18 protein-coding genes are annotated in these 11311 nt (G+C 46.9%); 4 read left to right on the top strand and 14 right to left on the bottom strand.

Translation table 11 applies throughout. The features are described from left to right. A partial coding sequence (locus ABD76_RS25130) for a transposase (protein WP_197253985.1) occupies positions 1–285 on the top strand: 285 nt, incomplete at its 5' end. A 226-nt stretch (positions 286–511) separates the two neighbouring features. Here ABD76_RS25130 and ABD76_RS25125 read toward each other — a convergent pair. The 9 genes from ABD76_RS25125 to ABD76_RS31065 form a co-directional block, all read right to left on the bottom strand. Continuing rightward, positions 512–1201, bottom strand: coding sequence for a hypothetical protein (locus tag ABD76_RS25125; protein ID WP_197259721.1), 690 nt, complete (start codon positions 1199–1201; stop codon positions 512–514). Continuing rightward, positions 1179–1919: a hypothetical protein gene (locus tag ABD76_RS25120; protein WP_197259720.1), complete on the bottom strand. Its 741-nt coding sequence runs from the start codon at positions 1917–1919 to the stop codon at positions 1179–1181. The genes ABD76_RS25125 and ABD76_RS25120 overlap by 23 nt, the downstream gene beginning before the upstream one ends. Positions 1920–1927: 8 nt before the next feature. Continuing rightward, positions 1928–2614, bottom strand: coding sequence for a hypothetical protein (locus ABD76_RS25115; protein WP_197259719.1), 687 nt, complete (start codon positions 2612–2614; stop codon positions 1928–1930). Continuing rightward, entirely contained in the window at positions 2611–3846 is a 1236-nt protein-coding gene (locus ABD76_RS31070; protein ID WP_420901970.1) for an ArdC-like ssDNA-binding domain-containing protein, read from the bottom strand. Before ABD76_RS31070 ends, ABD76_RS25115 begins: the two co-directional genes overlap by 4 nt. Before the next feature lie 36 nt (positions 3847–3882). Then, positions 3883–4323 (bottom strand): DUF6075 family protein, encoded by a 441-nt coding sequence (locus ABD76_RS25100; protein WP_197259716.1) that lies wholly within the window; start codon positions 4321–4323, stop codon positions 3883–3885. Continuing rightward, positions 4313–4618 carry a hypothetical protein gene (locus ABD76_RS25095; RefSeq protein ID WP_197259715.1) on the bottom strand — a complete coding sequence of 102 codons (306 nt, stop codon included), beginning with the start codon at positions 4616–4618 and terminating at the stop codon, positions 4313–4315. The genes ABD76_RS25100 and ABD76_RS25095 overlap by 11 nt, the downstream gene beginning before the upstream one ends. Continuing rightward, the gene (locus tag ABD76_RS25090; protein WP_197259714.1) at positions 4615–5235 is read right to left on the bottom strand and encodes a ParB N-terminal domain-containing protein; all 621 of its coding nucleotides are present in this window, start codon (positions 5233–5235) and stop codon (positions 4615–4617) included. The genes ABD76_RS25095 and ABD76_RS25090 overlap by 4 nt, the downstream gene beginning before the upstream one ends. Further along, complete coding sequence (locus tag ABD76_RS25085; protein WP_197259713.1) at positions 5225–5992, bottom strand: ParA family protein; 768 nt, start codon at positions 5990–5992, stop codon at positions 5225–5227. The genes ABD76_RS25090 and ABD76_RS25085 overlap by 11 nt, the downstream gene beginning before the upstream one ends. A gap of 335 nt (positions 5993–6327) precedes the next feature. After that, positions 6328–6381: a hypothetical protein gene (locus ABD76_RS31065; protein ID WP_420901971.1), complete on the bottom strand. Its 54-nt coding sequence runs from the start codon at positions 6379–6381 to the stop codon at positions 6328–6330. Positions 6382–6703: 322 nt separating this feature from the next. Here ABD76_RS31065 and ABD76_RS25075 point away from each other — a divergent pair, with 322 nt between their 5' ends. Continuing rightward, positions 6704–7531 (top strand): Rpn family recombination-promoting nuclease/putative transposase, encoded by an 828-nt coding sequence (locus ABD76_RS25075; protein WP_242069805.1) that lies wholly within the window; start codon positions 6704–6706, stop codon positions 7529–7531. A gap of 148 nt (positions 7532–7679) precedes the next feature. Here the strand turns inward: ABD76_RS25075 and ABD76_RS30285 are convergent, their stop codons facing one another. Further along, positions 7680–7805 carry a hypothetical protein gene (locus tag ABD76_RS30285; RefSeq protein ID WP_275100866.1) on the bottom strand — a complete coding sequence of 42 codons (126 nt, stop codon included), beginning with the start codon at positions 7803–7805 and terminating at the stop codon, positions 7680–7682. 335 nt (positions 7806–8140) lie between these two features. After that, positions 8141–8398: a LytTR family transcriptional regulator DNA-binding domain-containing protein gene (locus ABD76_RS31060; RefSeq protein WP_197259712.1), complete on the bottom strand. Its 258-nt coding sequence runs from the start codon at positions 8396–8398 to the stop codon at positions 8141–8143. Here ABD76_RS31060 and ABD76_RS29960 point away from each other — a divergent pair. Beyond that, positions 8288–8551 (top strand): substrate-binding domain-containing protein, encoded by a 264-nt coding sequence (locus ABD76_RS29960; RefSeq protein WP_242069804.1) that lies wholly within the window; start codon positions 8288–8290, stop codon positions 8549–8551. The two genes, ABD76_RS31060 and ABD76_RS29960, sit on opposite strands and share 111 nt — an antisense overlap. Positions 8552–8602: 51 nt before the next feature. Here the strand turns inward: ABD76_RS29960 and ABD76_RS25060 are convergent, their stop codons facing one another. From ABD76_RS25060 to ABD76_RS25050, 3 genes are all read right to left on the bottom strand, one after another. Then, entirely contained in the window at positions 8603–8818 is a 216-nt protein-coding gene (locus ABD76_RS25060; RefSeq protein ID WP_197259711.1) for a helix-turn-helix domain-containing protein, read from the bottom strand. A 9-nt stretch (positions 8819–8827) separates the two neighbouring features. After that, entirely contained in the window at positions 8828–9304 is a 477-nt protein-coding gene (locus tag ABD76_RS25055; protein ID WP_197259710.1) for a DUF2975 domain-containing protein, read from the bottom strand. A gap of 92 nt (positions 9305–9396) precedes the next feature. Next, complete coding sequence (locus ABD76_RS25050; RefSeq protein WP_197259709.1) at positions 9397–10194, bottom strand: DUF817 domain-containing protein; 798 nt, start codon at positions 10192–10194, stop codon at positions 9397–9399. Positions 10195–10452: 258 nt separating this feature from the next. Here ABD76_RS25050 and ABD76_RS25045 point away from each other — a divergent pair, with 258 nt between their 5' ends. Then, positions 10453–11181, top strand: a complete 729-nt coding sequence (locus ABD76_RS25045) for a class A sortase (protein WP_197259708.1) — start codon at positions 10453–10455, stop codon at positions 11179–11181. The last annotated feature ends 130 nt before the right edge of the window (positions 11182–11311 follow it).

Genomic DNA, 11311 nt, shown 5'->3' with positions numbered 1-11311 from the left:
TTGGAGCAAGGTTTCGACGATGCTACGGCGGTAATGTCGATTCCAGAGAAGTACCGCAAGCGTCTGCGTACGACGAACAGCCAAGAGCGTTTGAATGAGGAAGTACGACGTCGTGAGCGTGTGATTCGTATCTTTCCAAACCGCGATTCTGCATATCGATTACTTGGAGCCTTGCTAATGGAGATAGATGAAAAGTGGAGCAATGGCCGAAAGTATCTGGATATGACGGATTATTTGGAGTGGCGAAAAACGAACGTAAAAACCGAATCCAAAATTGTGCGATAGTTAAAGGGGCGCGCGAGTTTTACTTGAGGGAATTTACACACAATTTTGGACTTGACCCATTCTCCTTTGATGATTACTTATTTACTTTTTATCCTATGCAGTTGCCTATTTAAATGAATGTAAAATGCGCAATAATGGGCAAGTGCCTAAAAATGTCACTGCCGGGATGGAATTCATCCAGGTGCGCTGGAATGAATTATTGAAACAACAGTTCCCAGAAAGTGAGTCACATCTTAAAGAGCTCATTCAAAAGGGCCGCGACATCCTTTTGGTGCTTCCGCAACGCCATTTCCTCATTCATGCCTTGGAACACCAGATGATCGCCATCATAAGTACGAGGACGGATCGTGTTAAACTTGTCGTTGTAAATAGAAAGCAACGTATCTGCCCGTTCCTTGTCCCGGAACAACCAGGCTCCAAAGGCTTCTTTCATTTGCTGCTGCTTGGCACGGGCAATCATCGTTTCTTTGGCGTTAACCACGTATTTGACCTGCTCCTTGCCATTGCTGTCCAAGTAGGTGACCGGATCTCGAATCGTAATACTTTGCAAATTCAAACTGCTTTCAAAAATCTCGTAGGCGTTGGCTCGATGGGTACCGTAGGTCTGGTTTGCCTTGATGGAGTTTCGCTCCAACGATTTACCCGAAACTCGCCACGTATTGGTATATTCCAAATATTCCACATCGATGGTACGGGTTCTTTGAAATGCTTGGGTTGTCCCAAAGGTTTCATACATAAAATCCCGGTAATAGCGTACTGGAATCCACGGGCTGCCAATACGAAAATCGATATCGCCCGGTAACAGCGGAGCAGGTTGAACGCGGGTTAACGCCGCCACATTACGCTCAAACAAGTCGGGATGTTCCTGCGCCTTCAATGTGGCATAAGCCAACTTATCTTTGATGTTGCCGGACAAATATTCCTCGTCCAGCTCCCATCCTTCCTCTTCGTCGCCGGTATATTTTTTGTGGATTGAGGAAGATGCGATCGCCCAGTTCTTCCCGCACTTCGGCGACCGATTTGCCGCATAAGTGGGCAATATACGGCAAATCGACCCGCAGCCGTTGATTTAAACAAATTTGCAAGGCTTCCAGAGCGTTATCTGCATGGTCTGGCAGACGGTTCATCTTAATCGTCGGACGGGAAAAGATGGCAGCCTTCATCCATGTTTTCTCTGGAGTCTGATCTTCGATGGAGCGCAACAGCGGAAGTTGATCGTCATCAGCAAAAGCAGCCGAGTTCGCTCGATCATTGATAAAACCGTGTTGCTGGACAAAGTGGTCGTATACCTGATTGAGTCGCTGCTGGGCTTGTTTTAGCTCTGTTTCGTCGTAGCCCGATTCATGGGATTGGATTTGAATGACATCCAAAAGCGCCGACTTGATTTCGCATAATCCCTTGATTCGTTCGGCTTTTTTGCCCTTGATGTCTTGATGCAACAAATAGCCGTTTTCACAGTAGTAAATTTGTCCTTGCTGAAGTAGGTAGGTGAAATTTTTGGTTCCGAGATGTATGGTTGCTTGAAGATATAGCTGCCGTGAGATTCTGCCTGTAATGCTGTCCAGTTCCACGCCGTGAAGCTCGGCCCGCTGCCAATCCAGAAGCAATACAGAGAAGAAATTTCCGGTTCCCATGGAGGGTTCTAGCAGTTTACGGCCCGTTCCATCCGTAAGACCAAAACGATGCAACGTGGCATGGATGTGTTCAATAAGGAACGGCTCGGTATAAAAAGCAGTGATGGTAGAATTCCGCGCCGCTGCACATTCCGTTTGTATTTGCTTTTCGGGCCTGAAACGTAAGGGGAAGTCTCCGGGTTAAAGCGAAAATTGACAGCGTTGCTGCGAGTGGGTGAAAGAGTAGGAGTATTGGATGTCTTGACTGCACTTTCGTCATTTTCATAACCCGTTTCAAGATCAGAATTATCTTGATTGGTCACTTCTTCAAGCCTTATGGTTGTCTGTTCACTTGCCTCCTGTTCATCGCCAACTGATATCTGTTTTTTCAAATGCAAGGCATAATCAAACAATGTCCATTCCTGTTCGACAGGAGGGAAGGGAGCAAAGCTTTCATCATAGCGGCCGTCCCGAATTAGTTGTAGAATCTTGGCCGCGACTTTATTCCAGGAGAATACCGCTTGATGTTCTCCATCCACATCTGTCCATTGCAATTCTATCCCTTTGCCATTGTAGTCGAATCCACGAAGACCGCTACCGAACTCTCCTCTTGCTCCGCCGACTCCGTATAGGGACTTGAGCAATGCGGCAAGTTTAGCTGGTTTTACGGGCTGTGGTTCCACGGTAACAAATTGATACACACGCGGTTTGATCACCAATCCGCCTCGGTGCTGCGCAGCAGGTATTCCAACATATCTTCGGCAGAAAACCTGTTGTTGTCGTTTTCCTTTTTATGCGTAAAAAAAGAACCGCTGTCATGCGGTTCCGGGTTCGGTCTCGATTCGGTTATCTCGGTTTCAACACGATGTCGTTCAATACCAGTTCCTCGGCTGTGGACTTGATCTGATTCAGGTGGCGCGTCCTCTCCAAAATGTCTTCGGTCTGCGGCATCGGACGAAATCGGAGAAGTTGTTCCGTGAGCTGCTCTATCTTCTCGTTGGCCTCCCGATCTGCCTGGTGCATTTTTTCCATCAGATTCCCTTGCATTTTCAAGCTCATGAACCTCTGAGGATGATGATTCCGCAAATAGTTCAGTGCCATTCGCCCGTATTTGCCCAGAGGTTGCTGGTCGGCCTCCGCTTGATTGGAGATTTGCAGTTGAGGATAAAGCAGGCCGTCCGTCTGTTCGGAATAATGCAGATTCGCCTTCATTTCGGTCATGAGTCATACTCCTTTCCTGTTCCATGATTTTGACATGTCTCCCGATGTCCAGCAGGATTTCTTTGGATAACTCGGTGACGATTCCGCCAAGCCGGGACATGAGAGGCATGGTATTCCAATGAGGGATCGTATCAAAGGCTGGAGAGAGGACGGGTTTCGGTATGCCGCAGCGCCGGTGAATAAAAAAACGGCTACTCGCTTCAATCAACTCCAGCATTTGATCCTCAACGCCCCCGGTGGGGAGCGAAACAAACAGATGGTCAGCCATGTCCAGTTCCATATCCTGCATAGACAAGTCCAAAGAAGTTATGCTCTGTTTGACCATCATGCCGATACATTCGCTGAGATTATCGGTATCGTAGGAGGAAAGTCTTCCTGCCAATTCGGCCATATCCAGATGCTCCAAACGCCATGTTTTTGGCGCGGCCTTACCGTAAGTTTGGGTTACGTCAAATAAATAATCAAGCGTTAAACGAGTATCCCGATAATCGCAAACAGCGATTGCTTTTTCTCCCTTGCTGACATAACGCCCCAATTTGTTCCATAGAGGCAGGGAGGCCAGCATAGTCGCATTGGGGTTTTGCATATAGATGAGCAAGGCATTATCGAAAGAGTATTTATAAATTCCGGAAGCAAAGGTCAGATAGTTCGTCCAGGCTTTCGGCGAATTGGAGATGTAGGATACACCTGATTCATACAACGATTTCAGTTGTTTCGCACGCGCCATGTGGTTGTCCTCCTTCCTCGATGGTTCGAAGTCATTTTATTGCTCCAGTTCATTCCATGTATCTCTGCCGTTATCAGCGAAAGGTTGGAACCCTGCCCAACTCTGCGACAAGTCAGAAGCGTAGGAAGGATAGCGAAGTTTAACAGCTTCAAAAAAGTAAGGCAGTAGGCCGTTGTCAAACAGATAGTAGGGGCTATAATAACGAGCATCCTCTTCGCTTTCTCCCGTATAACCGGTATATAAATTGAATGCCAATCGCGTAAGACGGGAAGTGGTCCCGGTCTGCCAACCTTCGTTCAATCCCTCTAGTCGGATGCTATCCTCTTTGAAATTGTAAAGATCGTTGATATTTCTGCGGGTGTCTTCTGTCAGGCCCAAGAGATAAAAGAGGGCCTTACGGTAAGGATCGTGCTGACGATGAGTGCGGATCACGTTACCTTCATAAAACTGTTCATGGGCAAGGTCTTTAAAAATCATTGAAATCCTCCTGTTCTGGATCGTGGTTTTCTTTGGGGTGTTGCGAGAAATATAAGGCCAGCGCTTTGTCGATGATTTCTTCGACTTCCGCCGCTTTGCTATCCGGCGAAAAGTATTTGGTGTAAATTTTATGTTTCAACTTAAAAGGGGCGGGGGTTTTGCTTTTCGGCCTCCGGGTAACTTCTCCAGAAAGAACGGCTCTAATGGTTTGTTCATTGCAATTACGGTTTTCGGACTTCCCTCTTAGCAACTCCGATTTTTTCATATCCACCTTGTAGCCTTGTTCCTGAATCATAAATAACGCTTGATATTGGTAGGACTCATGTCGTTTTTATGGGAAACCTCAAAGACGCTTTTGCCGCGGTGTCCCACTGGGACACCTTCGGCGTTTTCTCCGTCATTACTGATGATTTCGGCATTTTCAATTTCGTTTATTCTACCTTGTTTCTGTCTAGCTTCCTTACATGCTTCAAGCTGCATATGCAGGGCACGAGCCAGTTCGCTAGGCAGCATATCCTGGATAGAACGTTGATGGAAATTGGTGTCCACCACGATGATGACCGCTTCGGCCTCTGTAAGATTGTCCATTATAATAGAAGGAACTGAGATAAGACCGGCAGCTTTTGCGGCATTCACACGATTATGTCCGGAAAGGATTTCATAACCACTTGGTTCCTTGGGTCGGACGATGATTGGAATCAACACACCGTTTTCCGTGACACTCTCAATCAGTTCATCCAGCTTTTTTCCTTCATATAATTTGAAAGGGTGGTTATGAAACGGAACCAAGTCAGATAGAAGTAGCTGGGTTACACCTGTTCCGGTTACGGTTTCCGGTGCTTTTGTTTCTTCAGATAACAGCAGCAGTTCATCAATACTGGAGAGCTTGGGCGTAGGGCGTTTACTTGCCATTTTGCATCAAATCCTTCGCCAAACTTTGGTAAGCCAAGGCTACTTTGGATTTTGGATGGAACTGGATAATGCTTTGGCTATAAAAGTTGGCTTCTGCGACTTTAACGGAAAGCGGGATTTGTACATCGAAGATACGGAGTGTTTCCCGGTAGTGTGCTTTCACTAGCCGAAAGGCCTCTTTATATAAATTGGTCCGAGTGTCGCACATGGTCATTAAGATGCCTTCAATATTAATCCTTGGATTGATGCGTTTTTTCACCTTGACGATAATCTTGAGTAACTGGGTCAAACCAGTGGCCGACCACAGTTGCGGGTTTACCGGAATAAGTACGCTGTCGCTGGCTGCCAGAGCGTTGATTGTAAGGAGGCCGAGGGAAGGATTCGTATCGATAATGATGTAATCGTATTTATGTTTCATTGGTTCCAGAAGGGAAGCCAACGTTTTCTCTCCGCCCATTTCATCCCGCAGATTGATTTCGGCAACCGATAGCTCGATATTGCTGGGAATGAGGTCAATGTTGCCGAGAGAATGAATATATTCTTCGGGAGCGGGAACCGGTTCGTCGCTCATGATGGCGTTCATGATATTGAACAGCGAGAGCTTGAGTTGATCCGGATTTTCGATACCAAAGCACATGGTCAAATTTCCCTGCGGGTCAAAATCGACAAGCAGTACTTTTTTTCCTTCATTGGATAAGGCATAAGCCAGGTTGTAGGCGGTCGTGGTTTTACCGGTTCCGGCTTTTTGGTTTTGCAATAATGATTACCGTTGTTTTGTACATACAGAACACCCTCCCTGGAGCTCAAGCTCCGAATAATTGTCAATGGTAGGGAGCAGGGCTTGTTCTTCCTTAGTTCTCTCCGAGTTCTCTCGAACGTTCTAAAATCTCATCTTTTTTGAGAAAATCCCCAAAACCTTTTGAACCCTGAAAAAAACAGAAAACCACAATCTAGGAGAATGTTCTTTGGGATCAAAAAACCTAAAGGACCTTTTTTTATTTTTAAAGCTGTAAACATTCGATCATTACATGAACGGGACTAATTTTCGTGCTGAAATCAAAATGCCTGTAAATGTTTGCTGTTGTTGAGAAGTCATCTGTGTCCCAGCCATTCTTGAATTTCTTTCTTACCTACTCCATTGGCCAGAAGAAGGCTGACGCAACTATGTCGCAGATCATGAAATCGAATCCGTCAGGGGAAGGGAGCGAATTCGATTAGGTTGATGTTGTTCGTTTGGGAAATTTGATCTTTGGTAAGGGTAATTGTTTACCAATTCCTGTGCCTCCATTTCGTTGTTATCCATTGCCATAAGCGATATAATATAAGGGAAGAACCGATTAAAGTGGATACGATTGAATTCCGATGATCGCCAGGAAACTATACACCAGCGTCACGATACGTCGTATCGCTTCCTGCTTTCCAGCAAGAAACTGTTTGTGGAATTGCTCCGTTCTTTTGTTAATAAAGGATGGGTACAAGTATTGACGAAACCAATGTTCAAGAAATTCCGCATTCGTTTGTTCTCCAAGATTTTAAGCGCAAGGAAGCGGATCTGGTTTATCGAGTACAGTTAAATGGGCAGGAAGTCGTGTTTTATTTGCTGCTGGAAATGCAGTCGAAAGTGGACTTCCAGATGCCATATCGCTTGTTGTTATACCAAGTGGAGATTTGGCGATACTTGTTAAAAGACGAAAAGAAGACCCGAACCACTAGAAAATCATTCCGGCTTCCGCCCATTGTGCCGATTGTGTTGTATAATGGGAAACCACAATGGACGGCCCATCGCCAGTTTCGAAAGCTGCTGGGAAACGAAGAGATGTTTGGAGCGGAACTCTTGGATTTTGAATATTTGCTCATTGATGTAGCCCGTTATACCGAAGAAGAGTTGCTCTCTTTATCCAATACTATTGGTTCTGTCTTTTTGCTCGATCAAACGGAAGACCAAGAACAGTTATTAGATCGACTCGGCAAGCTGATGCATACGATTCAGCAATTGCCGGAAGACAGCCAACAGAAGTTTATGGCGTGGATGGCGAATGTATTGAAACAACAGTTGCCAGAAGGCGAATCGCATATTGAAGAACTTGTGAAAAACGTGAAGGGGGGCGCAGCCATTATGGGTTTGGAACAAACGTTAAGAAAGATAAGAAGAGAAGAAAGACACGAAGGCAAAATTGAAGGCAAAGAAGAAGTTGCCAAACGTATGATTGACTTGGGACTGGAAGCCTCGGCCATCGTTGCTGCCACTGGCTTCTCTCCCGAAAAGATCGATCAGTTGCGGGAAAAATCTCATTGATTTAATTGACGGCCGTTCGCAGAGCGGTCTTTTTTGTTTAGAGATTTGCTATTGGTTAGTTCACTTGATCAAGCTCCACCGAGTGTTCCTGCTTTTCGTGAACAGAACGTTCGTCTCTTTATGGCTCGTCCATCACGATTTCTTGCGCTTACAATTCCTCAAACTCCAGGGCCGAATTGATTTCGGACTGCCGCGCTACCATTTGTTGCAATTTCTCATCGAATTCAAACAGTTTACCCACTTCGTTTTGAGCTCCAATGAGTTGCTCGTTCATCCTTTTTTCTTTTGGAGAGCTTCCTGGAATAAAGAAGGGATTTTTTCAATCGCATTTTTTATACGAGAAAAATTGACCTAATTTCGTTATCCACGTGCATCTTTTCAGCGAGCATCGGGTTACCGATAGCCACTTTTTTGACTTTGGCAGCCGACAGCACCGTTTCATCCGCATTCTCGCAGGAGCGGGAGATGCTTTTCCTTGTCATCATCTGGGAAATGTAGCGTTCTTTGGCGTGAAGTCCCAAAGAACTTTTTTACTTTTGATTGAAAAGGGGCGTCCTCCGTCATGTTTGATGACGGTTGGGCGCCCTTTTTCGTGCGTGTGCCCGGATCTTATAAATGGGCCATTGTATATCGAGCAAACGCATTTTGAATCTTTTTGGCCTGTGATCGTCCAACCGGGTATTCCTCCTGATTGGACATCCGTACGGACACGCTGGAAAACTTGCGAATATGCTCCAAATTTACGATCACGGATCGATGAATGAGCAAAAAAGGATAGGCAAGCTTGTCCGAATATTCCTGCAGCGTGCCTGTAACGACGTATTGTTCCTGCGTTGCAATAATTTTGAGCTTATTTTTGTTGAACACGGAAAGCAGGAAAAGGAGTCTCGTGCCGTGTGGAAATCATTGAAATCAGTCAAAAACAATCATGTTCTTTTTTTCGATAATTCCCTGAATACGGGAAGCATCCTGGCTATCCGCTTAGCTGCAGAGAATTTGATGGAACTGGCGGGTCAATAGGGAAGAATAAAAAACGCCCCGGCTTGGATGAAGCGCGGGGCGGGTTCACGTTCAGGACGGATCCTCTTTCACATATTCCAATATATCGCCTGGCTGGCAGTCCAGCACTTCGCATATTTTCTCCAAGGTGGAAAAGCGGACCGCCTTTGCTTTGCCATTTTTCAGGATGGACAGGTTCGCCATCGTAATTCCGACCTTCTCCGACAGCTCGGTGACGCTCATTTTTCGTTTTGCCAACATAACATCGAGATTGATGATGATCGCCATTAGAACACCTCAGACTGTCAAATCATTTTCGGATTTGATTTCAAGTGCGCGGGTTAGCAGCTCTTGAAGCACTGCCGCAAAAATCGCTACCGTGGAAGCGGCAAAAATGATGACTCCCCCTATCACGGCGATGGAAGTAAACAGGACGCCCTGCATACCAAGGAATACCCCGCTTAACACATAGAAGATCGCGATCACGACGGCGCAATGCTTGATATGCTTCAACGATGCTGCCGCGCTTTCGGAAAACGCATGGTTCCGTTCAATATAGCGAAGCAGCTTCATCGAATGATAGAGAGCAATATAAAACGGTATTGCCGTCGTATATACAACGATGAGCGCCGGATATTTCAAAGGGACATAATCGGGGTTCTTCGCCGCATGGCTTGTCACGAATCCGGGCAGCCAGAATAGAGACAGAATCAAAGCCGCAATCCCAATCATGGCGATCGCCAGCTTGAGGAAGGCAGTTTTACTTCGCAGCATACAGCACCTCGCATAAAAATGAATGGCATTAGCATATCACTGCATTTATCGTTTATCAATATGTTTTTCATGTTTCTTGGTAAACCTCAATATTAGTGCATAGGAAGCGTACGTTCTTTGCTCTGGGAGCGGCCTTCCTTCACATGCTTCAACTGGGCGACGATCATGAACGATACGATGACCAGCAAGAACCACGAGCTGAATTTTCCCCACTGAACGAGATGCCAACCATTGGCTTGATGCGGATAGCGCCAAGCGCCCAGGAAGGTTCCGATATTTTCCGCTACCCAAATAAAGAAACCGATCAACGCAAACGACAGCACGAGCGGCATCCGCCGCGTCACGCCCAGCACCGTATACTCGACATACGTCCGAAAGAAGACGGCGAACAGCAGAATGGTCAACACCCAGCGCAAATCATATATGAAATGGTGGGTCATGAAATTGAGATAAATCGCCGCGCCGAGCGGGACGGTACACCACGGCTTCGGATACCGGCGGAGCTTCACCTGCAGACGGCGCCACGCCTGGCATAAGTAACTGGCGACACTCGCATACATAAATCCGCTGTAGAGCGGCACGCCGAACACTTTGGTCCATCCGTCGAGGGGGTATGTCCATGATCCCATGTGAACCTTGTAAATTTCCAGCACAAGCCCGATCAGATGGAACACGCAAATGACCTTCAGCTCGTCGAGCGTTTCCAGACCGGAACGGATCATGATGATTTGAACCGTGATACAGACAAGGAGCATAAAGTCGTAAGCGGGCATGAACGGGATGTCGATCGCCCGCGTGAGCGCAAGCGCCGCGAAAATAATGGCCGGGAACAGGCAGGACAGCGCCTGCTGCCAGCCGAACTCGACAAATGATTTCAGCTTGAAAGCCATACAAGTTCCTCCTGCGTTGGAATCCGCCTGCCGGGACGCTGCGCCCCTCCGCAGCGGTACCTTGAATGAACCGCCATTGCGGCTCGATAGGTACTATCATAATCGGCGGCTTTCTCTTGGTCAATAAAAATTTATTGTTTATCGATAAATATTTATTGTTTAATATATCCATGTTCAGATTTTGTCTAGTTTTCAGGTGTCGCTGCTTGATGAAGTCGTCTATAATAAAAATCGGAAAAACGCACGGGAGGATCGGGAATGGCCGCAAAGAAGAGAACCGTTTCAAGGATGATCTTTAATGCCGTCTGTGCCACCGTTTTGCTGGCCGGTCTGTTCATGCTGCTGCACGAGCCTATCCAGAGCTGGTTCGTCTCCAGAGGGACGACCTCATTGGGGCTTGACAAGGTGGCTGCGGCAGATCCGGAGAAGCGGGACAACAGCCACATTCGGAAGCAAGAGCCCGTTTTTAATTTTGAAGAGGTGGCGGAGCTTGATTTCGAGACGATCCTGATGGCGAATTTGAACAAAGATGATATTCATGTGATTGGCGGCATCAGCATTCCGAGCATTGACATGAATTTGCCGATAGGAGAAGGCGTATCTCCGTATACGTTGGCGCTCACCGCGGGGACGATGAAGCGTAATCAGGTTATGGGGGAAGGCAATTATGCGTTGGCGGGCCATCACATGAACCGCAAAGATCTGCTGTTCAGCCCGCTGCTCCGAGTCAAAAGGGGCGCCTCAGCTTATTTGACCGATATGCAGTACATCTATGAATACGAGATTGAGGAACAAAAAACGATCGAGGCCACGGCGGTCGAAGTCATTGAGGATCAGGGCCCGGAACGATTATTGACCTTAATCACCTGCGATGACAGCGGCAAGGCGCGGGTGTTGACCCGAGGCCGCTTTGTCGGCAAGACGCCGATTCAAGAGGCGACCAAGGAAATGAACGAAGCCTTTCAACTGGAAATGAGCAACTTATAGCCATCTGCCATGCAAATGTGCAGCCGCAGTCTTTTGAGATTCAGCAAGGAGCTGGAGCTTAAAAGGCTTTTTTCGTATGACAAGGGGCCGGGGAGCGGCGGCAAGAAGTTATGGACCTCGAAGAATGACA

Source organism: Paenibacillus dendritiformis, assembly GCF_015845845.1.
GTDB classification, from domain to species: domain Bacteria; phylum Bacillota; class Bacilli; order Paenibacillales; family Paenibacillaceae; genus Paenibacillus_B; species Paenibacillus_B dendritiformis_C.
This window is presented reverse-complemented; position numbering and strand designations above follow the sequence as displayed.

What these genes read in the sequence shown, in the direction of transcription:
- ABD76_RS25075 (WP_242069805.1), top strand. Translation starts at nt 6,704, where the DNA reads ATGGGTACAAGTATTGACGAAACCAATGTTCAAGAAATTCCGCATTCG.
- ABD76_RS25050 (WP_197259709.1), bottom strand. Translation starts at nt 10,194, where the DNA reads ATGGCTTTCAAGCTGAAATCATTTGTCGAGTTCGGCTGGCAGCAGGCG.
- ABD76_RS25060 (WP_197259711.1), bottom strand. Translation starts at nt 8,818, where the DNA reads ATGGCGATCATCATCAATCTCGATGTTATGTTGGCAAAACGAAAAATG.
- ABD76_RS25100 (WP_197259716.1), bottom strand. Translation starts at nt 4,323, where the DNA reads ATGATTTTTAAAGACCTTGCCCATGAACAGTTTTATGAAGGTAACGTG.
- ABD76_RS30285 (WP_275100866.1), bottom strand. Translation starts at nt 7,805, where the DNA reads ATGAACGAGCAACTCATTGGAGCTCAAAACGAAGTGGGTAAACTGTTT.
- ABD76_RS25120 (WP_197259720.1), bottom strand. Translation starts at nt 1,919, where the DNA reads ATGGGAACCGGAAATTTCTTCTCTGTATTGCTTCTGGATTGGCAGCGG.
- ABD76_RS25095 (WP_197259715.1), bottom strand. Translation starts at nt 4,618, where the DNA reads ATGATTCAGGAACAAGGCTACAAGGTGGATATGAAAAAATCGGAGTTG.
- ABD76_RS25090 (WP_197259714.1), bottom strand. Translation starts at nt 5,235, where the DNA reads ATGGCAAGTAAACGCCCTACGCCCAAGCTCTCCAGTATTGATGAACTG.
- ABD76_RS31070 (WP_420901970.1), bottom strand. Translation starts at nt 3,846, where the DNA reads ATGGCGCGTGCGAAACAACTGAAATCGTTGTATGAATCAGGTGTATCC.
- ABD76_RS25055 (WP_197259710.1), bottom strand. Translation starts at nt 9,304, where the DNA reads ATGCTGCGAAGTAAAACTGCCTTCCTCAAGCTGGCGATCGCCATGATT.
- ABD76_RS25045 (WP_197259708.1), top strand. Translation starts at nt 10,453, where the DNA reads ATGGCCGCAAAGAAGAGAACCGTTTCAAGGATGATCTTTAATGCCGTC.
- ABD76_RS29960 (WP_242069804.1), top strand. Translation starts at nt 8,288, where the DNA reads ATGAATGAGCAAAAAAGGATAGGCAAGCTTGTCCGAATATTCCTGCAG.